Below are 24,451 nucleotides of genomic sequence, written 5' to 3'. Positions count from 1 at the left end.
ATCCTGATGTGGTACCGCTATCATTTGAATATAGAATCTATGTTCTGTATTCAAAAAAATGTTCTTCAATACCAAACGGCATGCAGGATTTTGAAGTAAACTGTCGAAAACTAAAGTCTGCCATGAAACTTATAACCTATAAAAAGATACCCCGATATGTATTGCTGTCGATTCTATTTCTCACTATTTTGCTTGGCTTTCGCTGGATATGGTCCGAGTCTTTCGCTATACCCGAACATCCTGAACCCACCAAAGGCATATTGGACCTTCGAGGCTGGGACATCGCCAACGCTTCACCCATATCCCTCGATGGAGAATGGGAATTTTACCCCCATGCGTTAATCTCTAATCGTGATATTAAAGTAGCAGACTACTCATCCGCACCCATACAAGTTCCCGGTGACTGGCGGAATGTGTTACCCCAATCCTCATCATCATTTGGATATGGAACATACCGTCTTCGCATACTTGTAGATCCATCCGTGAAGGAAGTCTCTCTCTGGGCTCAGAAAATCCAGACTTCATCCATTATCGAGATGAACGGGACCGTTGTTGCCGAATTTGGTCAACCCGCCACCCATGCCGAAGCCTACCGACCAGAAAGGACTGCATTTGCGACTTCCTATGCGCTTGACGGTTCTTCCGAAATCAATCTCCTGGTGCAGACAGCTAACTTTGATGACCCCTATAGCGGAGGGATCACGCGCTCTCTCTATTTTGGCTCTCCAGAAGCCATTGGAAGTGAACGGGGATTATCTATCGATCTGCAAAAGATTACATTTGCCATACTGGTCTTGCATAGCTTATACGCTTTTATTATGTTTCTGTTTATCCGCAAGGAACGAGCTCTGCTGACGTTCTCGATGCTAACACTAGTAGCTGCCCTAACGGTCACCTCTGACCATGACAATCTGTTATTGAGTTGGATTCCACTCAACTTCACTTGGATCGTTAAGGCCAAAGCATTCTCCTATCCATTGTTCGCATTCTTTCTTGTACAGATGGCTCGAAGTTTCTCCCATAGTCTACAAGGCCGTAAACTGTTTCGTATCTACGCCAGCGTGCTTGGTGTGTACTGTGTATTTTTGCTAATTGCACCGGTGACCTTGATCTACCATGTCCTTAAAATTGGACTATCTGATTTCCTGTATCTGTTTGCCATTGGCTGGTCTGTGTACCTGTTCTTCCGCATGGCAGCGGAGAAGCGAAGTGACGCAAGCTTTCTGCTCTTCGCGGCAACCAGCAGCTTATCCAGCGTATTGTGGGGAATCGTGAATTCGCGTAATGAAATTACCAACGTGTATTACCCCATTGATGTGATTGCAGCCATATTCGGCTTCTCTGCCTATTGGTTCCGAAAGTACTTCCGTAATTCAAGCGAAATCGAGAAGTTGTACGAACAGCTCAAAGAGGAGGATCGACAGAAAGATCAGTTCCTTGTGAATACAGCTCATGAACTGCGTACACCGCTGCATGGCATCATCAATATTGCGGAAAGCATCGCGGTCCGTGAACGGCGTAAATCAGGCGGACAGCAAGCAGAAGACATGAAGCTGTTGGTTACCATTGGCCGACGCATGTCCCAACTGGTTGATGATCTCCTTGACGTGATTCGCCTGAAGGAGAAGCGGATTACGCTTCAGAAGAAACCTTTGTCTCTTGCATCTGTCATTCCAGGCGTAATCGGCATGTTCCGATTCATGGCAGAGGGCAAGCCTGTCCATATGGAGGTGGACATTCCAGATACACTGCCATTTATCCAGGCCGATGAGAGAAGACTTGTTCAGGTGCTCTACAATTTGTTGCATAATGCACTCAAATTCACCGATCAAGGTACGATTACCGTATCTGTCCGGGAACATGGAGATAGCATTGTAATTCAAGTCCTGGATACAGGTGTGGGCATAAGTGAGGAGATACAACAGCGAATATTCGAGGCCTATGAACAGGGAACCCCGGAGGCTCGCTTAAGTGGAGGAATCGGCCTCGGTCTTAATATCAGCAGACAGCTCATCGAACTCCATGGGGGCCAGCTCACCGTGCAATCTGTACCTGGACAAGGTTCGAGCTTCCAAATCTCGCTTCCACGGGAAGATACCACATCGCAAACGGATCAGACTGAACAGCGATGGGAGGCTCACAGCTTTGACGAAATCGCGATTGCAGAGCCGCAGCAGCAGAACTTGTCCCATTCTCATGACAAGACTGTCGCCCGCATTCTTGCCGTTGATGATGATCCTGTAAACCTGCGAGTGCTAATCTCCATGCTGGCGAATGAACCCTATCATATTCAACCTGCGGCCTCGGCGCTTGAAGCACTTCAATTGCTGGATCAGGAGCCGTGGGACTTACTGATTGCCGATGTCATGATGCCTCATATGTCTGGTTATGAACTGACAGAGAACGTACGCAAACGTTATTCGGTATCAGAGCTACCCATCCTGTTGTTGACGGCTCGTAACGAACCAGCGGATGTTTACGCCGGATTCATGGCTGGTGCAACGGACTATGTTACCAAACCCGTGGATGCCGTTGAGTTAAGGCATCGCATCGGATCACTAATCGTGCTGAAACAATCCATCGATGAGCGACTGCGTATGGAAGCTGCCTACTTACAGGCACAGATTCAGCCCCATTTTCTTTTTAATACGCTCAATTCCATCATGGTGCTTAGTGAGATAGACACGGAGCGAATGCAGAGATTGGGTGATACGTTTATCGAATATCTTCAGACCAGCTTTCATTTTGTCAATTCGGAGAAAATGGTTGAGGTCACGCATGAGTTGGATCTCTCCCGCGCCTATCTTTACATTGAGAAAGAACGTTTCATGGATCGGCTGAATGTCATCTGGGATATTCCAGATGATCTTGATCTTTCGCTGCCGCCACTCACCATTCAACCGCTCATTGAAAATGCAGTACGACATGGCGTTCTAAGCAAAGTTGAGGGTGGGACCGTGCATATCCGGATTATCAACCAAACAGCGTCCACCCTCATTGAGATTGAGGATGATGGTGTGGGGATGCAGCCCGAGCAGATTGAACGGGCACTTGCGTGGCCTAAGAGAGGATCTGGGGGAACTGGAGGGATCGGATTAACCAATACACATCGCCGGTTGACTCAGATGTACGGACAGGGCTTAAGCATCGTCAGCTCACCAGGCCAAGGTACGAAAGTATCCTTTGTCATCCCTTTGGACCGCAGCACAGGAGTCTGAATGATAAGATAGTTCTGTAACGCTACAACAGGCATTCTGCACAGTCCGTATCCGTATGCTTCGTGTAATGTCTAAGGTGAACGCGATAGTGAAGGACATATTCATGTTCTGGTTCAACTCCAAATTCAGTCATATCAAATAAAACGAAAAAAGAGCTACGCACGGGCTTCATCCCGGTTTAGCTCTTCTTTCGCTTGATTATTATCTAACTCGATAAGCTAGATGTTATACATGCAGGGCTTGTTTTTCATCCGATAATCCCAGTGCCTTGGCAGTTGAAGAATGAACCTCTTTGAGAAGATCCAAATTCTCCACAAGGGAGATGCCATAGGATGGAATCATTTCCTTGATCTTCGGCTCCCATGCCTCCATATGCTGCGGGAAGCAACGCTGAAGAATCTCAAGCATGACCTGAACCGCAGTGGATGCACCCGGTGATGCACCCAGCAAAGCCGCGATTGTTCCATCAGCAGATGTGACTACTTCTGTACCGAATTGGAGCGTACCCTTGCCACCTTGAACGGTATCCTTGATGACCTGTACACGCTGCCCTGCCAGAACCATGTCCCAATCCTCACTCTTCGCACCCGGAACAAAGTCACGCAATTCTGCCATGCGTTGTTCTTTGGATAACATGAGTTGTTGAATGAGATATTTGGTCAAAGAGATTTCTTTGACACCTGCTGCGAGCATCGTAAGCAGATTGTGCATCTTAACCGACGTGATTAAATCGGCATTGGAGCCCGTCTTCAGGAACTTCGGCGAGAACCCGGCAAACGGTCCGAATAACAGCGACTTCTTATTGTCGATAAATCGGGTATCCAGATGCGGAACGGACATCGGCGGAGCCCCTACCGAAGCCTTGCCATATACCTTGGCGTGATGCTGTTCCACGACTTTTGGATTTTTGCACACCATAAAGATGCCACTGACCGGGAATCCGCCGATATGTTTACCTTCCGGAATGCCCGTCTTCTGGAGCAGATGCAGACTTCCGCCGCCTGCGCCAATAAATACGAATTTCGCCTTATGGCGTTCGACTGCACCGCTCTCCAGATTTTTCACAGTTAATTCCCATTGTCCATCATTGGTACGTTTCATATTCTTCACGCTATGTTGGTAGTGGATCGCCACGTTTTGTTCCTTCAGGTGTCCGATTAGCATACGCGTTAAAGCACCAAAGTTAACGTCCGTACCGGAGTCAATTTTGGTCGCCGCAACAGGCTCATTACTTGTACGATCTTTCATCATCAGCGGCATCCATTTCGCCAGCTCTTTCTTGTCATCCGAGAATTCCATGCCTGCGAACAGCGGGTGATTCGATAAGGAGTCATAACGTCTTTTTAGAAACTGGACGTTGCTCTCTCCGTGTACATAACTCAAATGAGGAATCGGCATAATGAAGTCCCGCGGATTACGAATCAGACGGCTATTGACGAGATAGGACCAAAATTGCTTTGAGATCTGAAATTGTTCATTCACTTTAATCGCTTTGCTAATATCTACGGTTCCGTCTGGTCGTTCAACGGTATAGTTAAGTTCGCACAATGCAGCATGCCCGGTTCCGGCATTATTCCATTCGTTGGAGCTTTCCTCTCCTGCAGTGGCTAGCTTTTCGAAAACCTTAATATTCCAGTCTGGTGCCAATTCTTTTAGCAAAGTTCCCAAAGTTGCACTCATAATTCCGGCACCAATCAAGATAACATCTGTACTCGTTTGTCCCTGGCTCATGTCTACCGTCCTTATATCCTATATTTGCCAAAAGGATGTAAGCGTTATCGATTTGGCATTTGCAGCAAGCCCATTCTTGAACGGGGTCGCACCTTCTCTGAATGATTATAACCTTGATCTAGTGTATCAATAATATAGAGCAATTTAAATATGCAATTTCAAGATATTTGCTATTCCATCAGTATACGCTAGTTTACATCGGAACGTTAGCCCGGTTATAGGCCTGAAAGATATATTTGTTCAAAACAAAGAAAGGAGCCCGGTTTTAGTGGGACTTGGCATATCAAATGTTGTATAGCCTTACTTAACTCGTGAAAAGGGATGCACCAAAAGCCGCTTACGAATCGCTTCGCATGGCGGCTTTATATTAAAGATTACCCCTTACCACCCCCGGCGTTTCCGGGAGTACTCAGAAAATCGAAATCAGTTCCTTTGTATACGGATGGCGTTCTTCAGCGAACAACGCATCTGCGCCAAAGCGGTCAACGATCTGGCCTTCCCGCATGACAATGATGCGCTGACTCATCCGATGTACCGCGGCCAAATCATGCGAGATGAACACGTATGACAGACCAAGCGATGTCCGCAGGTCGGTGAGCAACTGCAAAACGGCACCTTGAGAGATAACGTCCAGGCTGGCCGTCGGTTCATCCAGAACGACAACGTCCGGCTCAATGCCAATGGCACGTGCGATCGTGACCCGCTGACGCTGTCCACCACTTAGCTCGTGCGGATAACGTCCAGCTACATCGCGAGGAAGCTCGACCGCTTCAAGCAGCTTTTGCACGTAAGCCTCCTTCGATGTGTAGGTAAAGTGGGACAGTTCTGCGTCCCGTCCAAGCTGTTCGTAAGGATCGATTAGCGAGTCGGATATCTTGAGCTTTGGATTCAGTGCAGCCATTGGGTTCTGAAATACAATCTGAATCTTTCGCCGATGAGGTCGCAACCGTCGGCCGCTCAGCCGCGCGATATCCTGTCCGCCCAGTGTAATCGAGCCTGTATCTGCATCTTCGATCCGAAGCAGACAGCGGGCGAGCGTACTCTTGCCACACCCGCTCTCCCCAACCAGACCAAGACACTCGCCACGGTTCAGGGTGAAGGAAATATCATGCACAGCTGGTCGGTCTGCACCTGCATACGTTCGGCTGAGATGTTCCACCTGAAGCACGGGATGATTTAGGATGCTGGGAGAGGAAGCAGTCTTTGCAACGGCGTTATCTATAACGGTATCTGTATCCGCATGATCTGAATCTGTAGCATTTATGACTGCCTGATCTGTATCTATAGTATCTATGACCACATGGTCTGTAACTGCATGTTTTGCGCCTGTAGCAAGGTCATGGCTTCGCTCAACCGATTCTTCGGACTTCACAAGTTCATCGCGTTCTTCATTTGAAGTCGTCTTCATTCCGTCCCCACCTCCTTCAATCCCGACTTCAGTGAGCGGCTCAGAACGGGAGCTGCTTCGATTAACTGGCGTGTATATTCATGCTGAGGATGGTCAAGAATGCGATGCTTGCCGCCCGATTCGACGATCTGCCCTTCCTTCATAACAGCCAAGCGGCTGGCATAGCGGCGTACATGGCGCCAGTCGTGTGTAATAAATAAAATCGCACAGCCCGTCTCCGCTTGTTTGTGTGCCAGCAACTCCAACACGCGATGCCCGGACACGCTGTCCAGTGCTGTTGTCGCTTCGTCAGCGATTAACAGACGAGGGGAGAGCATCAGCGATGTGGCAATAGAAGCCCGCTGAAGCTGTCCACCGCTCAACTGGAACGGATAGCGGCGCAGCAATTCAGCACCAAGTCCAACCGATTCCAATGCTTCCTCCGCCCGCTTCTTACGGATGGCAGAAGACTTTTCCCCATGTACCTTCTGGTATTCATCAAAGTGCCCACCAATACTGCGAAATGGCGTAAACGCTCCCTGATAGTCTTGAAAAATATATGAGATGCGGCTTCCCCGCAGGGCTCGCATCTCCTTAGGCTTCCGTTCGAGCAGGTTGCTGCCCTCGAACATGACTCGCCCCGACGCATGCAGGTTGGGCGGCAGCAGACGACCAATGGCTTGCGAGAGCAAGCTTTTGCCGCTACCGCTCTGTCCAACGAGTGCCATGAATTCACCTTCGCGAACAGCCAGAGAGACTCGATCTACAATAGTCCGATCCCGGCTGGAGATGCTCAGTTCCTCAATGCAGAGAATCACGGCTGCACCTCCTTCTTCACATCAAAGCGGTCTCGCAGATAGTCGCCCAGCATATTGGCAAGCAGGACTACCGAGACAATAGCGAGCCCCGGATAGATCATCAGCTCCGGCCGAGACTGGAAGTAAGGCCGTGAGTCGTTCAGCATCGCTCCCCATTCAGGTGTTGGCGGTTGTGCGCCAAGGCCGATGTAGGACAATGATGAGATGAGCAGGATGATTTTGCCCAGATCAAGACTGGCTAGCACGAGTACATGGCCCGCGATATGTGGAAGCAGATGTTTTCTCATGATACGACCATCCGATAGTCCGTTGGTGCGGGCGATGCGAATGTAATCCTTTTGGGACTCCGATAAAACCGTACTCCGAACGAGACGTGCATAACTAACCCACTTCACGATCACAATCGCCAACACCAGATTGCCGATTCCAGCCCCTAGCAGACCACTAAGCACAATAGCAACAATGGTATCAGGAAAAGCAAGAAAAGCATCCGCAATCCGCATGAACAGCTTGTCGACCCAGCCACGTTTGTAACCCGCGATCAAGCCAAACGGAATACCGATCAGTAGTGCAGCACCGAGTGCCAGCAGGCTATAACCCAGCGTTTGGCCGCCGCCAAGCAACAGACGTGTCATAACATCACGTCCCAGATGGTCGGTGCCGAACGGATGGATAGCACTTGCCCCCTGCAATCGTCCACGCAGATCGGTTAACGTATGGTCATGTTTTAAGTATAAAAAGGCATATAAGGAGGCCCCGATGACCAGCAGTGCAAATAACAGACCGATGATCGCCTGCCAGCTATGTTTTTTAGATTTTGTCGTTGAAATGGGCAGGGGTATGGTTTTCATCGGTGGGCCTCCTTTTCCTTGAGTTTCATTTCAGGATTCAAATAACGATAAGACAGGTCAACCGCCGTATTCACGAGGAATACCACGACAGCCATGATCAGGATGTACCCATGAATCAGTGGATAATCACGCTGGCGGATAGCGTCAACGACGAGCTTGCCAATCCCCGGATAAGCGAACAACACTTCAATCACGACAACTCCGCCGATTAGACTACCAAGGCTTACACCAAATACCGTAATCACAGGCGGCAGACTGTGCCGAAACGCGTGTAGCATGAAGATCCGGCCTTCGGATAACCCTCTTGCCCGGGCGGATCGAACGAACTCCTGGCTAAGAGAATCCAACAAGCTGGAACGCAAAAGACGCACATAAACGCTGGAGATGGCAAGTCCCAGCGTCAGAGATGGCAGAATAAGTGAGGTGAATCCATCCCGGCCCATGGTCGGCAGATTGCCAAAGCGTACGCCGAACATGTCGATCAGGATCAGACCCAGCCAGAAGCTTGGCACCGCCGCACCCACAATGGAGAGCATGCGGCTGCCGCGGTCAATCCAACTTCCACGATGAAGCGCTGATAGCGAGCCGAGCGGGATCGCAATGACGAGCATGACCAACAGCGCGCCAATCGTCAGTTCAGCCGTGGCTGGCAGTGCACGCATAAGGGTCTGCATGACGGGCTGGCCAGTCGAATACGATACGCCGAAGTCGAGCCGAACGAAATCGAGCAACCAGTTGCCGAACTGGACAGGAAGCGAATCGTTGAAGCCCATTTCCTCGCGTACAGCTTCGACCTGCTCCTGACTAACGGACAGTTCGTCCACATTCAGGATCGTCAGTACGGGATCACCGGGAGCCAGACGAATGAACAGGAAACTCACAAACATAATGAACAACAGAAAGATAAATACCTGAAGGAACTTTCGAAGCAAAATGCGAAACATTACATCACATCCAGCTTATTGGTAATCATGTAATATTCACTGCGAGTGGTAACCCAGTTCTTGATCTTCTTGCCGTTGTAGGCAACAATTGTACCTGGATGCAGCACAAATGAATTCAGCACGTTATCATGCACGTAGTTGGCTGCCTTCTCGGCAAGCTCTGCGCGCTTCTCCGGTGCAACTGTGAGATTCAGTTCGTCGATGATCTTGGTTAGTTCCGGATCTTCCGATCCACTGAAGTTAAGAGCACCCTTCGGATGGTACGTTGCATTCAGGTAGTAACCGGCATCCCCACGAGGAGCGGTCAGATTGCTGTACGTTGCAATATCCCAGTCCCGATTGGACGCCATATAATCTTCCGGTGTGTCGATCTGGCGAATCTGGACGTCGATCCCGATCTTCTTCGCATCCGATTGGAACACTTGGGCAATCAATGGCAGATCGGCACGAGCCGAATACGTCAGCAACGTCAACTGCAACGGTTTGCCGTCCTTGATCATCACGCCGTTTTGCAGGGTGTACCCTGCTTCGTCAAGATATTTTACAGCCACATCAGCTCCGGATTCTGTTGTAGTATCAGTATAGGTTGGTGCGAATGGCAGCGATGGCAGGAACGGGCCGATGGCTCCTTCACCGTAACCAAGCAGGATCGTGTCCACGATACCCTGACGGTCAATCAGCGCATCCAGCGCACGACGAACATTGAGGTCCTTCATACTTTCCCGCTGCATGTTCATGGTCAGCTGATGCACGCGGAACGTCGATGTAGACTCCACCTTCATGCCGTCTATCGCTTTGAGCGATTCGAGACTCTCGACCTCTGGACGGTATACGATATCTACCTGCCCAGATTTGAGCGCTAGTGTGCGAGCGTTGGCATCTTCATTGAATGAGAACGTGATGGAATCAAGCGGGGATGCTCCGTCCCAATATTCATCATAGCGATTCAGTTCCAACTTGCTGCCTGGGGTAAAAGAAGTCAGTTTGAACGGGCCTGTACCAATCGGCTTGTTCACAATGTCCGGCTCACTCACGTCGATAATCGCCGTGTTGGGGTTCACCAGTTCCGAAGCGAACTCCGGGAACGGCTGCGTTGTGGTGATCTCCAGCTTATCGCCCTCGGCTTCAATCGTATCGATCTTCAGCGCGTTCTGGATGGCTACATTCTCTTCCAGTGCCCGCTCAAGCGATGCCTTAACGGATTCACCCGTCATTGGTTTGCCGTTCTGGAAGGTCACGTCATCTCGCAGGTCAATCGTCCAATGCTGCCCGTCTTCGCTCTCCCAGCTCTCGGCGAGCCATGGAGCAACCGTCAGATTCTCTTCATCGAGACGAACCAACGTTTCTGTAATGCCCGCGCGCAGCGGCACATAGCTGGAGTCCACATGTGGATCTAGCGAACTCGTGGAGAAGTTATATAGGAAGTGAACATTTTTATTATCGGTGGATGACTGCGCAGCGGGACTGGACTCAGATGATCCGCAGGCGCTCAACAGTCCAGCGCTCAAGGCCAAGGAGACCAGCGCTAGCAGTGGCGTCTTTTTATTCAAGGTAATGCCCCTCTCTCTTAATCGTAATCATTATGATCTGAACAATGAGTATTATCATATCGTAATGATTACGTTTTGACAAGAGTTATATTGGTGTTAGAACGAGAAAAAATCCGACTCTCGGATGAGAGCGGATTCTTCATGTTTTTTGTTACATATGAGGGCTATCAACTATAAATTTTGGTTGCCTATACTTCAATGTGGTATGAACTATTTGTACAGATTATCCTTCATAATCATCCTCTAGTGTTGGTATGAATGGGGAAAGAAACGGATCATCATTCTCTGTTACTTTACCTCGAATTAGTGTGTAGACCTTAAACTGATTGGAGGATTCCGCATCATCACTATCTCTTACATAAAGGACTCCATAAGAACCTTGAGCTATCTCACCTATCTTTTTCATTACTTCGGCGGGATCATACTTTGATAAAGGTTTGTGATTATCTAGGCCCGCTATCCATAGTTGAAAGTCACCATTAACTGCTCTCAAGTCCAAAACACCTGTAGGCCAATTTAGCTCCTTTACATATTCCCGCAGATGTTGAATAACTAAACCATATTTATACTCATCTTCTTCAAGCGACGCACACTCTCTAATAGTTGCCCAGCCATGATATTCGTACATTACCTTTCACAGCTCCTTTATCCGTAAACTATGTAGACAGTGCTTCAAAACTATTTATCTTCTGTTAGTCGCGTGGAATGGAGCATGATCGATTTTAACATTTTTCAGTAAAGTCGTTCTCTATGAAGTCAATCGCTTTACATCGTTTAACTTTTCCTGAAGTATTTGAATACTCGTACTCTGCAGTATGTCAGGATTCAATTCAGTAACAAAATCCAGAAACTGATGTGCACTTTTCATAATTTCTTCTGTAAAGGATGCCGAACTTACATTAACACCATTCCAATTTGAGTATCTAAATTCCTCATTTGGTTCAGTAATAAATAAGTCCAGAATAACTTCCCGATCAATATCTTCTACTAAACTAACTTGTAGTTCCACTCCCTGCCGTTTAAACTCCAGCCACAAATTAGCACTATCAGGAATTCGATAAGCAACATATTGATGTATTCTAATCTTCTGGACTATAGTCAGTAAGTCCACAAACCATCTAATAAGTCTTTCATTACCAAATGGGCAATCGTCAAAGAACATACCGTACTTACTTCCGTTAAAGTCCAATTCAATAATTCCCTCGATATCTTGTTTCGTTAGATCAAACTGCTTTGCAGACATTTGTTTGATTTCATCAAAGTTATCAATTGCTTTAAATGAAATAGTGAACATATTTGAACCCCCCTAATCTATTAAATCTCTAATTTTATATATATGTGTACCATAAACAGAATCAACATTATCATTTCTAATGAAAACTTTAATCTGTTCATCAAATACAGTAACAGTATGCAATCCATCCTTTATTCCCTGTTGTTTCAACTGATTAACGGCCTCGGTAGACGCATCAGTTATTTTACTATCAGACCACTCTTTATTAAAGAAAGACTTTCTACTTAGCATTTCATTGATTTGTTCATCGGACATTTTCTTTTGGAGATATGGAAGTTGTTGCTTCGTACTATTAACAGAATGCCTATTAATAACATGGTCAATCAGATTTTGGCTTAACTGAGATCTCTGCACTGTGGCTTTTGAAGTTCCCTCTAGTACATTTTTTTCTATACTCCCATTCTTAGCCTTAGCAGCCTCAATATGCTGCTTAATCTTCACCACAGCAGGATTAGAAGCAGGCAATCGAAACGGACCTTTGCCGCCCGGCATACTCCCACGAACCATCTGAATCCCCATGAAAATCTGACTGAACTTCAGAGACGCCACCATCATCTGAGCATACTTATCTGATACAGGCTCTCCCGTCGTAGGATGAATGCCCATCTCAAACGCCTTGATCTGTAACGCAAAAATATCTTCCCCAGGCGGTTCAACGTTCACAGCTTGCATACGATTAAAGTCCAGATGTCCCTGATCCCTCTCATAAGCCTGAAGGGCAGCCTGATCTGTAACACCTTTCTCGTTCACAGGCATCATTTTACCAAACATCGCGTTATAAGCCATCCGATAGCCCTTGTCACCCGAATTTGAATCACCTGATGATTTGGTCATCATAGCTGCGGCACCGACTGCTCCAAACGCACCACCCAGACTTACCTTCTGAGCATCTGCATCCTGGAAACGCGTGGCGATATCCTTCAATTCCTTGGATGTGTTCACCATACTCTCCAGCGCTTTATCCAGTATAGGTCGTGACTGCTCGAACTCATAGTAAAATCGCTCCTGCGTCGCGCCCATCCACATCATCTGAACGAACATGATCTGTCTCATCAGATCACTTCGTATACTCTCCAACTGTTGTCTGGCTTGATCCACCTGATTCGATACGTGATGTAGTTGTTCAGGGGTAACTTTGATTGTACTCATAATGTTTCTCCGCTCATTCAAAATAGGATTATCCAATGTTAGCAGAAGTGTAATATGTAAACTATCCGGCTAACATCCTGATTTCACCATGGTAAAAACACAAACTGTGCTCCTCATCGGTGCTATGGTCCTATATGCATATACCCACTTCAAGGCATATCCTACCAGTTTCAGTAAATACCTTTCCTACTTCATCCCCTCCAAGATCACCCGATACCGCCCAATCTGCTCCGCTGTCGCCTCTTCCCGCAATGATTCCAACAATGCCGTGCACCTTATAAAATACCGATCCATCCCAAGCTTATCCGCTAACCGAATCGCCTGCAAAATGAACTCCACAGCCTCCTGCGGTCTTCCCATCCACTGTTCATACAGAGCCCGCTGATAACAGTAATGGTACATATCATCGTTGTTTGAAGAATCCAATTCTTTGCCAATACCCTGTATCTGATCCTCAAACATATGTAAATCCCGATCAATCTGCCATCTATGCCGCACTGCTGCTTCCATAATCACTTTCAGACCCACCAACCATTCCTCCGGATGCTCAAGCAAAAAGTTCACAAACTCCTCCAGCAGTTGCACCTGCCCGGCTTCAATCTCAAGAGCATACCGATTCATCTGTGCCTTATGCCTGAACTCCTGCACCACCTGCATACCTACCTCATCCAGATCCTCCCTCCACCCTAGTTCTGCATATAGATCAATACATGCCCGCGCCTGATCTACCTGTCCCATCTTCTGGTGAGCCACACCCCGCATTAGGTGACTGAACCCGTAATAGTAAACCAAGGGCCGCTCGATGTGTATATGTGGTGCAGGCACTCCCTTTGACTGATACTCCTGCCGCTCTTCATGAATCGACTGAACACATTGATATAACATGTCCCCCCTCTCCATCACCTTGTTCCAATTTTCAAAAGCCACAGCCATGTCCAACATTTCAACAATAATGTCCGGTTTGAGTGATTTTAGGATAGAAGTTCGCAAAGAGAAGCCCTCCTTAATTATCCACTTTTTTATAATTGTATAGATAAATCAAAAAAAGATCAATCTAAATTGTACTTATAAGTACTTTTATTTAATGATTCCCTTTTCATTTATTAGTCTGTAAGGATTCCATAACCTCTTCTAACCTTAAGTGGAGGTGATCAAATGAGTTTACCAGAGGACGTAGGAAATCGAATACGTGAGTTAAGGAAGGCAAAAGGCTGGACTCAGGAACAACTAGCTGAAGCAGCAGGTCTTCATTACAGCTATATTGGTGGAGTTGAACGGGGAGATCGTAACATTTCTTTGGAGACTCTTGAGAAAATAATGAATGGATTGCAGGTCACTGCTGAAGAAATCTTTAAATTCAAAGAAGACTCTGAGTACAAAAGAGCCTTGGATGAACATATAACTTTAATAAGCGGCAAAAGTACAGATACAATCATATCATTGACCAAAATTAGCAAAGAAGTTTTAAATGCTATCGACAAATCACATAAAAATTCCGAATAAATATCTCTACATCAAAATCATACGCTAACACCAAAAAGAGTGGAGTACGTCCCACTCTTCTCTTATCTCTCTTTTCAAATAACTTCCCGCTCAAACTCCGCAAACTCCACTCTGTTCCGCCCATTCTGCTTCGCCTGATACAGTGCCTTATCCACCGCAGCGAATAGCTGAGTCAAATACCCCTCCGGATTATCCGGTACATGCTCCACTTCAAAGTCCTCAAAAGACAGAATTCCAATACTAATCGTAATAGACACCTGCGTAATCTCGTGATCCACCGTAATGTGGTTGGACTCTACAGCTAATCTCACACGCTCCGCGATTTGGTTCGCCAAGTCATGCTCCGTGTGTGGAAGGTAGATCATGAACTCTTCCCCGCCATAACGCGTCAGGATATCGGTGCTGCGAATGGATTGTTTGACCGCCTCTGCCGTGTGGACGAGCACTTCATCACCGATGACATGTCCAAAGCGATCATTGATCGCTTTGAAATAGTCGATATCGAGCAGCAGGAGTGAAAATGGTGTTTTGTATTGAATATTGGTAATGACCTCATGATTCAGGTGTTGCGTCAGATAACGACGGTTGTAACAGTTGGTTAAACTGTCCGTCAGCGCGAGTTCCTCCAGTTTGCGATTGGCCTCGGATAACTCCTGACGGATCAGGTCCAGCGCCTGATTACGCTCCTGAAGCGTCTCGTTCTGACGATTCATCTCTTTCACATAGAAACGCTCCTGCGAGACATCCTGGAACGTAAGAATATGACCGATCGGCACAAGCGCCGAATCCACAATCGGAGACGATTGCAGAATATAGTGCCGAATGTTGTTACCCCGCTCCACGATCACTTCAATATGAGAGAGGGTATTTTCTTTTTTCTTATAATGATTCACGAACTCCCGACAGCTGCCCACAACTTGAACAGACTCCAGAAATACCTCCATATCAAAAGAATCCCCCACATGCAGATCCATAAAGGATCGCGAGGCCTTGTTCGCTTCAACTATGACTTCATTCTCATCCAGTACCAGGATGCCATATGGAATCGTATTGATCACGTCCTCATGCGCGATGGAGACCAGATCGAACACATTGTATCTTTTGATCACATAGACGAAGAACAGGTCTGACAGAAAGATCCCCAGCGAAGTCATGCCAGGAATGATGGGCAACCAGCGGGCTAGAACCACATTCAGGATCGCATCAATCGTTGCAAACACAGCCAAGACCAAGATGCCCCATAGGGTGATCCGCACCTGTTTTTTGATCATGGCAGACGTCTGCGATGAATACACCGCCCGGAACAGAACGACGAGAGACGTCAAGAAATAGCTCACCAGAATAACCATCACTACCCAGAACCAAGGGCCGTAAGCCCGCTCGATGTACCCACCCTCCAATGGAATGACGAATTCGTTCCATGGGTTGGCGACCACACCTATAGCACCGATTACCGCAGGGACAAATAGCATAAAGGTTCCTTTTGCACTCAAACGTTCCGCGTAACCGGTAATAAAGATCGTCAGTAGAAGCCACCCGCTCCCAAGCAGAGAGACTGCAACGAAAGACAACGTAACATAGAACAACTGTAAGCCGGAATCATCCGTGAGCGTACTGGCAAATTGACAGAAAGGCCAGAGCATCATCAACCCGTGAAACAAAAAGTACACCTTATGTAAGTTCGTAATTCTAACCGTAGCAAACACATATACACCTACACCGAACAATAGGACGAATAAAAAGAGATCATACCATACTAATGGGTTCACGAATCTTCTCCTTCTTAGATGCTACAATGACAACGTGATTGCTCATAATTCTATGTGATACCTATATAAAACTTCAATAAACACCTATACAATACCGCTACGTCAAACATTGGTTAATTTAACCATATCTTATCACACCGCCATAAGGGTGAGTAGCCCATACACTGGAAGTCTGACCAACCTCTGATCGAAATCCTGATCTATTTTGCGTTTTTGTGAAGGAATCTGACTGTTCCACAAAAAAAAACCGCCCATATCCAAACGAGCGGCCAGCCAGCAATTGGTTTGATTCAAATGACCCATATCTTTCGCGGAGTTCATCTCTCCGGCAGTAGTACTTAACCTTCTGATCAGGAACATCTACTCTTCCCGTATCTTGGCTATGGCTTGTTCATGATCAAGTCAACGTTCGCCTTCAACGATCTGCTTCTCAGCGATCAACAGCTCCAATTGTTGCTTATAACGTGCCTCGTTTCTGAGATATGCTTCATGACTCATTCCGACCAGATCAGCTTCATATTTAGGGGAATAAAAGGGTTCATTGTCTGAGAATAAGTCTGGATTTTCCTTCAGCAACTCCGTAATTACCTCTGACGTCTTAACCGCATCGCACACTCTAACAACGGCATCCCCAAGTTGTCCTTTACGCATCGCGCCTTCGCGAACCAGCACATCGTCTACTTTCCAGAAATGCTCCGACCATGGCAACCCATTATGTCTGCGGGACGGTACTGAAATCTGGCTTCCATCCGGTAAAACCGTATAAAGCATCTCATGCTCGTCCGTCATTCTGCCAGGGATGTCCACCCACTCTTCGACCCCATGGATAAATGTATTCCGCTTCAAGTCAACGCCCACTAACAAGATTGTCGCTTTCCGATCCAGCAGTTTCCCCCATGCTGAACCTCTCGCACACGGTGTATCGAAGAGATGATCATCCTTCGTAAACACCTCTGCATCTCTTCCGAGTGCCGCTACCGAGTGCGTAGGATGCCACGAACGAACCACGCCCGGACGTTTACGGAAAAGCTCAGGCAGAATGCCTACGCAGCATACAGAATTTTCCACGTGGAACATTGGGTTATCCGCATTAATGGTAGACCACGTATGAGTGGGAAGCACCAACAATCCGTCTTCCATGTAATCGCTAACGGCATCCAACACCGTATCTGCTCCACCTTCAACCTCGCCCAAACTCTTCATTGAAGAGTGCATAAGCAATGTACCTTGGCGATCCAAACCAAGCTGCTCTAGTTGCTGCATCAAGCTTTCTTTTGTGTACATATCCTTTTCTTACCTCCTTCATTTCTTATCCTTTTCGATGGAAAAGTAAACCCATGCTCAGTTTTACATCATGCTTCTCAGCATAACAAACAAAGGGCCGAGGGTTAACCCCCGGCCACAGAGAAAGATTTGTATAAGTTCAGGCAGTAGCTGCCAATCCACTTTTACTTAATAATAACGTACTCCAGATTCACCAGCTTCGCATACGTCACGATCTGATCTGTCGTCAGGTTCAAGGATACGACCGTATGGTGACCGCCACCATTTTCGATCCATGCTCTAACGCCATCCTGGAAGTTCGGCTTCACGCTCCACAATACACGCGCTACCGGCAGATTAGGTGCTTCCACAGTAGGCTCGAACGCAGACACTTCATTGATCAACAGTTTGTAGTGGGTACCGAAGTCTGCCATGGATACCACTACACCTTCGCCTGCTTTGCCATCGAATACAAGACGCGCCGGATCTTCGCGATCGCCAATGCCCAGTGGGGACACGATGATTCTTGGTTTCGTGCTAGCCAGTGTCGGGTCTACTTCAAGCATGTGGGATTGCAGGATTGCTTCCTGTCCAGCAGCCATCTCGTAGGTGTAATCTTCCATGAAGCCCGTGTTCTCGTTATGGGCCATGATTTTCAGCAAACGATCCAGTGCAGCTGTTTTCCAGTCACCCTCACCGGCAAATCCGTACCCTTGCGCCATCAGGCGTTGCACAGCCAGACCTGGAAGTTGTTTCATGCCATGCAGATCTTCAAAGTTTGTCGTGAAGGCACTATACCCACCATCGTCCAGGAAACGTTTGATCGCAATCTCATAGCTTGCTTGCACACGTACACTGGCTTCCCAAGCTTCCTTGCTGTTCGTACCATAATCGAATTCGTAGAGGTCTTTATACTGAGCAATCAGATCATCGATTTCCTGCTCCGTTACGGCGTTCACGTATTGCACGAGGTCGCCAATGCCGAAGTAATCAACCGTCCATCCGAATTGGATCTGTGCTTCCACTTTATCGCCTTCGGTCACGCCAACGTTGCGCATGTTATCTCCGAAGCGAGCGACTTTGAGGTTGAAGCCTTCGTTAAAGGCAACCGCTACGTCCATCCAGTCTGCAACCTGTTGCTGCACTTCCGGGCGCTCCCAGTAGCCAACAACGATTTTATTTTGTTTTTTCAAACGAGCATTAATGAAGCCATATTCGCGGTCACCATGTGCCGCTTGGTTCAAGTTCATGAAATCCATATCGATGGTTGCCCACGGAATGCTTTCGTTGAATTGGGTTGCCAAGTGCAGCAAAGGTTTTTGCAGCAATTTTGTACCACGAATCCACATTTTCGCCGGGGAGAAGGTATGCATCCATGTGATGACACCTGCTACTTCGTCGCGATAGTTGACTTCTTTCATGATGCTCGTGATTTTATCTGCGGTTACCGCCAGATCCTGCAATACAAGCGGGTACGGCAGTACGCCGCTGGCATTAAGGGCATCCGTGATTTTCTGTGCGTTGGCCTTTACTTCGCCCAGTGCTTCTTCTCCGTACAAGTGCTGTGAACCGACCACAAACCAGAATTCTTTTGCTGCTGACATATAATCATCCTCATTTCATTTTTTTATAGTTGAACAATATGGGTTTACACTTTGCCACTCCGATTGCAGTACCATCTTCCGATCGCTGGTTATCCCCGGATTTCTTTGATCAATTTTAATAATGATGATATTCCGGTTATAAAGGCGAAGTATATCCTTCCGAAGTAGCTTTCTTGCAGAAAGCTTTTAGCTTCGCTTCTTCAGATTGGTTCTGCACTCTCCGTTATCGTGTAAAGTTTCATACAACTTCGTTGGCAGTAGTAGCACAAGACCTATTCGATTGGATTAGTGTCATCCGATCGATACATAATCAGATTACTTCTGTCCGTAATACGCGTCTTTGCCGTGTTTGCGTAGATAGTGTTTATCCAAAATGCCTTGTGGTAGTTCCTTCGCGAAGTTGTTCAACTGCCGCGCGTACAGATTCATTTTGCACACTTCCTCCAGTACAACGCTGTTCACCACCGCTGACTTGGCATCTTTCCCCCACGTAAACGGTGCGTGACCATGGAGCAACACTGCCGGGACCGCCATCACATCAATTCCACGTTGTTCGAACGTTTCAATAATGACACGTCCTGTCTCCGCTTCGTATCCGCGATCCACCTCGTCCTGGTTCAGGAAACGTGCGCAAGGCACCGCTCCATAGAACGTGTCCGCATGTGTGGTTCCCATTACAGGAACATCAAGTCCGGCTTGCGCCCAGATGGTCGCCCACGTGGAGTGTGTATGCACAATGCCACCAATCTCCGAGTAATGCTTATATAGTACGGCATGTGTTGCAGTGTCCGAGGAAGGTCTCATCTCACCCTCCACCACGTTACCGTCCAGATCAACCACAACCATGTCGCTTGCTTTCATCACATCGTAGCTAACGCCACTTGGTTTAATGACGAACAGACCGCTTTCCCGATCGATTGCGCTAACGTTACCCCAAGTGAATTTTACAAGTCCATGCTTGGGCAGTTCCAGATTCGCCTGGAATACCTCTTCTTTCAGTTGTTCTAACATGTTATTCCCTCCCGTTCTCTAATAGTTCGTGTTCAAAAAGTCGGTTTTCAGTACCGAGAAGATGGGATGAAGCTAGAAATGGAGTAGCGGAGCGTAGATTGAGCTACGTGAGCAACGGACATTTCGGCTGAATTCCATATTCGACGTTGATGATGCCACTAGGCATCCTTCGTAATCAAAAGCGGTCTTTTTGAACAACCTCTACCAGATGATCTACAGCTGATTGCTCAATCGCGAGCCCACTCCGGTAGCGTTCGATAAATGCTTCAAACCCTTTCACATCCGATGCATCTGGCGCCACTTCGACTCCCTCAACATCGTTGAAGACCTTCTGCTCCAGGAACACATCCAGGCTCTCCTCTTGATCCTTGTTAATCATGTACGAAGCCAGAAGTGCCATGCCCCATGCGCCGCCTTCACCAGCGGTAGACATTACCGAGACCGGTACGTTCATCGCAGCAGCTACAATCCGTTGTCCGACGACAGGGGTCTTGAACAGACCACCGTGAGCCAAAATACTATCAATGGCTACATTCTCTTCCTCTGTCAAAATGTCCATACCTAGCTTGAGTGCACCGAATGCACTGAACAGATGTGTCCGCATGAAGTTCGCCAGATTGAAGTTGCTTTCCGGCGAGCGGACGAATAATGGACGGCCTTTCTCAAGTCCCGTAATGTTCTCACCGGAGTAGTAACCGTAGCTGAGCAAGCCACCACCATCTGGGTCTGCCTCCAAGGCTTTGTTAAACAACACGCTGAACAACTTGCCGTTATCCACTTCGTATCCCATCGCTTGAGAAAACTCACGGAACAGTCCCACCCAGGCGTTGATATCACTGGAACAGTTGTTGGCATGTACCATCCCTACTGGACTGCCATCCGGCGTGGTGACCATATCGATCTCCGGATACACTTTGGATAGTTCCTTCTCCAGTACGATCATGGCAAATACCGAGGTGCCGACCGAGATGTTCCCCGTGCGTTTCTTCACGCTATTCGTTGCCACCATACCCGTTCCGGCATCGCCCTCTGGCGGGCAGAGCAGAATGCCTGCTTGCAGATCTTGCGAAGGGTCAAGCAACTTGGCTCCCGCTTCTGTCAATGCACCTGCATTCTCACCAGCGAGATATACCTTCGGAAGCAGGTCCTCGACCTTCCACGGATAACCTTTGCCTGCGATCCGTTCATCGAACTGTTGGATCATGGATGGGTGGTAATTATGTGTAGCCTCGTCAATTGGGAAAATGCCTGAAGCATCGCCGATGCCAATCGCCTTATTGCCTGTCAGCAACCAATGGATGTACCCAGCCAAAGTAGTCAGATGATCGATCTGAGGTACGTGTACCTCTTCGTTTAAGATGGCTTGGTACAAGTGGGCAATGCTCCAGCGTTCAGGAATATTGAATTGCAGAAGTTCCGTCAGCTCCCTAGCAGCTGCTCCCGTCGTTGCGTTACGCCAGGTGCGGAAAGGTACCAGCAGTTCGCCCGCGCTATCCAATGCCACATATCCGTGCATCATGGCCGAGAACCCGATCGAACCGACCGTTCGCAGCGTAATTCCATATTTCTGTTCCACATCTTGCTTCATCTCACGATAAGCCGTCTGCAGACCTGTGATGATATCTTCCTGGTTGTACGTCCAATATCCGTCTTTCAGAAGGTTCTCCCATTCATAACTGCCTGACGCGATGGTCTCAAAACGCTCGTCAATCAACACCGCCTTAATCCGCGTGGATCCAAATTCAATTCCGAGCGAAGTAGCGCCATTAGTAATGGCTTCTTTCAAGTCCAATTGACTCATAATCACGTGTATCCCCTCTCCGGTTGTGATTTCACATCCCTAAGGATGCATATATAAGGTGAAGCTTCTACTTATGCAGTAACTACTCATGAATTTTGTATAAGAGGTTGTTCAAAAATCTGTGTTTTCAAAGAATGCGCTTTCCTTTTCTGACAGCCTTAGTATATTTTTTGTACGTACATTTGTCAATAATATATAATAGTTATACTTACAAAGGACACATATTGTACTCTAACTGACCATTCAAAGGTCTTATACGGCTATAAAATGGTTATGCTGTAAGGTACACCTCTTTGCAAAAAGGCCGGATATGTACGGTTCATTTCGAAAAATATGCTGTTTTATATGCATTCAAACTGAATCATGCTAAAATATGTACGTACAACTATTTGAATAACAAGGTTGATATAGATGAGTAACGATGAAAGAAGTGGACTACGTGAAGCCAAAATACCAGGTCATCATTGATGATATAAAGAGTCATATCCTCTCGGGGGCATATAGCATAGGCGAACAGATTCCAACCGAGCTGGCATTACAGGAAAGCTACAATGTAAGTCGCCAGACGGTGCGGAAGGCCATTTTGGAGTTATCAAACGAAGGATTTTTACGAAGCGAAAAGGGTTCAGGAACTTACGTTAGTAATCAGTATCGATCACGATCAGGCGGCAATACGTCAAAGAAAACCATTGGCGTAATCACAACATACATCTCGGATTACATCTTTCCTTCCATTATCCGCGGTATTGAGAGTCGTCTGAATGAGGACAACTACTCGCTACTGCTCGCCAGCACCAATAATGATGTGTCACAGGAGAAAAAAGCACTCGAAATGATGCTCTCCTACGGTGTGGATGGCCTGATCGTCGAACCGACCAAAAGTAATCTGTATAATCCCAATATTGCATACTACCTGTCATTCAAGGAGCAGGATGTACCGTTTACGATGATTAATGCCTTTTATGAAGAGCTGGAGGTCCCTTTCTTCTGTCTAGATGACGTGCAATCCAGTTATCTCGCCACACGTGAATTGATCGCCAAAGGCCATACCCAGATCGGCATTATTGCGAAAATGGATGATTTGCAAGGTAAGTATAGGATGAAGGGGTATATCAAGGCACTTGGTGAAGCCAAGTTACGGTTCCATCCTGATCAAGTGCTTTCCTTTGATACCGCATCGAAACCGGAGTTATCCTCTAATGTGGCAGCGTATCTGGACGAAAACAGGGATTCGCTGACCGCAATCGTCTGTTACAACGATGAAGTAGGACTTGAAGTCGTGCACGCCTGTAGGCAACTAGGTATCTCGATCCCGGATGAGTTATCCATCATTGGACAGGACAATTCATATATCGCCAAGAACGCCAACATCCGGCTCACCACACTAACTCATCCGCAAGAGCAGATGGGCCGTGATGCTGCCGACTGGGTAATCAAGAATCTGCAAGGCAAAAAGGATCTGCCAACGAACACCTACTATCAGCCGGTGCTGGTTGAGGGGGAGACGGTGAAGGAGATCGAAGTGGAGTAATATTGGTGGGCAAACGGAAAAGCGAGAAAGTTGTTACCGAGCGTTCCTATCCAACATACCGAAAGAAGGCCGTCAGAATGATCTGTGGCCTTCTTTGTTTTTGTTCCATATAATGAGGGATTAACCTTTTCCGATATAAATAATTTAATCTGCTTTAGCCGAAACAGACACCACTTACTGCGCCTGATCCGCATCTTCGCTTACCAAACTTACAACGACGCCTTTCTTCTCCAGTTTCTCTACTACCTGCTCAGCACGATCATTTAACGGATTGTTCGCCAGATACACCTCTGTCAGATGTGGGATGGTTTCGAGCACTGCAATATCCTTAATGAGGTTATCTTCTACATATAGATACTCCAAGGTCGGATGATTTTTTAAAGGTGTCAGATCCTGAATTTTATTATCATTCATAATGACCCATTCCAACTTTAATTTCTGAAGAGGACTCAGATCAGTCACCTGATTACCACTGGCGAGTAGACTGGTCAGCTTACGCATATTTTTTAATGGAGCTAGACTTTTGATTTTGTTATCGTCCATAACCAGATTTTGCAGATTGGTCAGACCTGATAGTGGCGAGATATCTGTAATCTGATTGCCCTCAACCGCTAAGAACGTTAATTTCTTTAACTTGTTGAGAGGTTTGATATTTTTTATATTTTGGCCAGGCAAGAATAGATCTGTCATATTAACGGCATGTTCAAGACCTTGCAAATTAGAAATCTTGCTTTTCGTTTCCATAGCATATATGGATTTTAATTTCTTCAAATCGCCAGCCTTTATTTCCTTCTTAGCGGGCAGCTTCAAATCTGCTCGAATAACTTTGGCCAGGACCGGGTCCTTAATAAGCGACGACGCAGCCAATACACTCGTTGTTGGTAATAGAACTAACACCAAACATATCACGATCAAATTTCTGATGAATGAATTACGCATATAGAGTCTCCCTACATTTTATACTGGCAATACACCGTTATCTGGAATGAAATGAATGGATACTGCCTTTATCACGGGCAGGATTACA

20 protein-coding genes are annotated in these 24,451 nt (G+C 47.0%); 3 read left to right on the top strand and 17 right to left on the bottom strand.

What is annotated here, in order from left to right:
- Positions 1 to 122: 122 nt before the first annotated feature.
- Positions 123 to 3,218: a hybrid sensor histidine kinase/response regulator gene (locus ACX9NY_RS24210; RefSeq protein WP_472475519.1), complete on the top strand. Its 3,096-nt coding sequence runs from the start codon at positions 123 to 125 to the stop codon at positions 3,216 to 3,218.
- A 225-nt stretch (positions 3,219 to 3,443) separates the two neighbouring features.
- Here ACX9NY_RS24210 and ACX9NY_RS24205 read toward each other — a convergent pair whose 3' ends face one another.
- The 10 genes from ACX9NY_RS24205 to ACX9NY_RS24160 form a co-directional block, all read right to left on the bottom strand.
- Complete coding sequence (locus ACX9NY_RS24205) at positions 3,444 to 4,949, bottom strand: malate:quinone oxidoreductase (RefSeq protein ID WP_339238815.1); 1,506 nt, start codon at positions 4,947 to 4,949, stop codon at positions 3,444 to 3,446.
- A 409-nt stretch (positions 4,950 to 5,358) separates the two neighbouring features.
- Positions 5,359 to 6,357: an ABC transporter ATP-binding protein gene (locus ACX9NY_RS24200; RefSeq protein ID WP_472475517.1), complete on the bottom strand. Its 999-nt coding sequence runs from the start codon at positions 6,355 to 6,357 to the stop codon at positions 5,359 to 5,361.
- Positions 6,354 to 7,154, bottom strand: a complete 801-nt coding sequence (locus tag ACX9NY_RS24195; RefSeq protein WP_472475515.1) for an ABC transporter ATP-binding protein — start codon at positions 7,152 to 7,154, stop codon at positions 6,354 to 6,356. Before ACX9NY_RS24195 ends, ACX9NY_RS24200 begins: the two co-directional genes overlap by 4 nt.
- On the bottom strand, positions 7,151 to 8,005 hold the full coding sequence (nikC, locus tag ACX9NY_RS24190) for a nickel transporter permease (protein WP_472475513.1): 855 nt from the start codon (positions 8,003 to 8,005) through the stop codon (positions 7,151 to 7,153). Before nikC ends, ACX9NY_RS24195 begins: the two co-directional genes overlap by 4 nt.
- Entirely contained in the window at positions 8,002 to 8,949 is a 948-nt protein-coding gene (nikB, locus tag ACX9NY_RS24185; RefSeq protein ID WP_472475511.1) for a nickel ABC transporter permease, read from the bottom strand. Before nikB ends, nikC begins: the two co-directional genes overlap by 4 nt.
- Positions 8,949 to 10,499, bottom strand: a complete 1,551-nt coding sequence (nikA, locus tag ACX9NY_RS24180) for a nickel ABC transporter substrate-binding protein (RefSeq protein ID WP_472475508.1) — start codon at positions 10,497 to 10,499, stop codon at positions 8,949 to 8,951. Before nikA ends, nikB begins: the two co-directional genes overlap by 1 nt.
- Positions 10,500 to 10,722: 223 nt before the next feature.
- Positions 10,723 to 11,127 carry an Imm7 family immunity protein gene (locus ACX9NY_RS24175; RefSeq protein ID WP_339238822.1) on the bottom strand — a complete coding sequence of 135 codons (405 nt, stop codon included), beginning with the start codon at positions 11,125 to 11,127 and terminating at the stop codon, positions 10,723 to 10,725.
- Positions 11,128 to 11,247: 120 nt separating this feature from the next.
- Complete coding sequence (locus ACX9NY_RS24170; protein WP_339238823.1) at positions 11,248 to 11,793, bottom strand: hypothetical protein; 546 nt, start codon at positions 11,791 to 11,793, stop codon at positions 11,248 to 11,250.
- 12 nt (positions 11,794 to 11,805) lie between these two features.
- The gene (locus ACX9NY_RS24165) at positions 11,806 to 12,942 is read right to left on the bottom strand and encodes a WXG100 family type VII secretion target (RefSeq protein ID WP_472475505.1); all 1,137 of its coding nucleotides are present in this window, start codon (positions 12,940 to 12,942) and stop codon (positions 11,806 to 11,808) included.
- Positions 12,943 to 13,128: 186 nt separating this feature from the next.
- Positions 13,129 to 13,932 carry a DNA-binding protein gene (locus ACX9NY_RS24160; RefSeq protein ID WP_472475503.1) on the bottom strand — a complete coding sequence of 268 codons (804 nt, stop codon included), beginning with the start codon at positions 13,930 to 13,932 and terminating at the stop codon, positions 13,129 to 13,131.
- A gap of 165 nt (positions 13,933 to 14,097) precedes the next feature.
- Between ACX9NY_RS24160 and ACX9NY_RS24155 the strand changes: the two genes are divergently transcribed.
- Positions 14,098 to 14,445, top strand: coding sequence for a helix-turn-helix domain-containing protein (locus ACX9NY_RS24155; protein WP_339238826.1), 348 nt, complete (start codon positions 14,098 to 14,100; stop codon positions 14,443 to 14,445).
- A gap of 74 nt (positions 14,446 to 14,519) precedes the next feature.
- Here ACX9NY_RS24155 and ACX9NY_RS24150 read toward each other — a convergent pair whose 3' ends face one another.
- From ACX9NY_RS24150 to ACX9NY_RS24125, 6 genes are all read right to left on the bottom strand, one after another.
- Positions 14,520 to 16,214 carry a histidine kinase N-terminal 7TM domain-containing diguanylate cyclase gene (locus tag ACX9NY_RS24150; RefSeq protein WP_472475500.1) on the bottom strand — a complete coding sequence of 565 codons (1,695 nt, stop codon included), beginning with the start codon at positions 16,212 to 16,214 and terminating at the stop codon, positions 14,520 to 14,522.
- Positions 16,215 to 16,346: 132 nt separating this feature from the next.
- Positions 16,347 to 16,574, bottom strand: a complete 228-nt coding sequence (locus ACX9NY_RS24145; RefSeq protein WP_472475497.1) for a hypothetical protein — start codon at positions 16,572 to 16,574, stop codon at positions 16,347 to 16,349.
- Between the two features lie 42 nt (positions 16,575 to 16,616).
- Positions 16,617 to 17,498 carry an AAC(3) family N-acetyltransferase gene (locus ACX9NY_RS24140; RefSeq protein ID WP_472475494.1) on the bottom strand — a complete coding sequence of 294 codons (882 nt, stop codon included), beginning with the start codon at positions 17,496 to 17,498 and terminating at the stop codon, positions 16,617 to 16,619.
- Between the two features lie 164 nt (positions 17,499 to 17,662).
- Complete coding sequence (gene araA, locus ACX9NY_RS24135; RefSeq protein ID WP_472475492.1) at positions 17,663 to 19,081, bottom strand: L-arabinose isomerase; 1,419 nt, start codon at positions 19,079 to 19,081, stop codon at positions 17,663 to 17,665.
- Between the two features lie 315 nt (positions 19,082 to 19,396).
- Positions 19,397 to 20,092, bottom strand: coding sequence for an L-ribulose-5-phosphate 4-epimerase (locus tag ACX9NY_RS24130; protein WP_047840995.1), 696 nt, complete (start codon positions 20,090 to 20,092; stop codon positions 19,397 to 19,399).
- Between the two features lie 175 nt (positions 20,093 to 20,267).
- On the bottom strand, positions 20,268 to 21,893 hold the full coding sequence (locus ACX9NY_RS24125) for a xylulokinase (protein WP_472475488.1): 1,626 nt from the start codon (positions 21,891 to 21,893) through the stop codon (positions 20,268 to 20,270).
- Between the two features lie 439 nt (positions 21,894 to 22,332).
- Between ACX9NY_RS24125 and ACX9NY_RS24120 the strand changes: the two genes are divergently transcribed.
- A complete protein-coding gene (locus tag ACX9NY_RS24120; protein ID WP_339261568.1) occupies positions 22,333 to 23,424 on the top strand; it encodes a GntR family transcriptional regulator in 1,092 nt (363 codons plus the stop codon).
- A gap of 174 nt (positions 23,425 to 23,598) precedes the next feature.
- On the opposite strand, the gene ACX9NY_RS24115 is transcribed toward ACX9NY_RS24120, so the two are convergent.
- On the bottom strand, positions 23,599 to 24,363 hold the full coding sequence (locus ACX9NY_RS24115; protein WP_472475486.1) for a leucine-rich repeat domain-containing protein: 765 nt from the start codon (positions 24,361 to 24,363) through the stop codon (positions 23,599 to 23,601).
- Positions 24,364 to 24,451: the final 88 nt, after the last annotated feature.

Source organism: Paenibacillus sp. CB74 (assembly GCF_055687625.1).
Note: the sequence above shows the minus strand (reverse complement) of the source record. Positions and strands in the feature narration are given on the sequence as shown.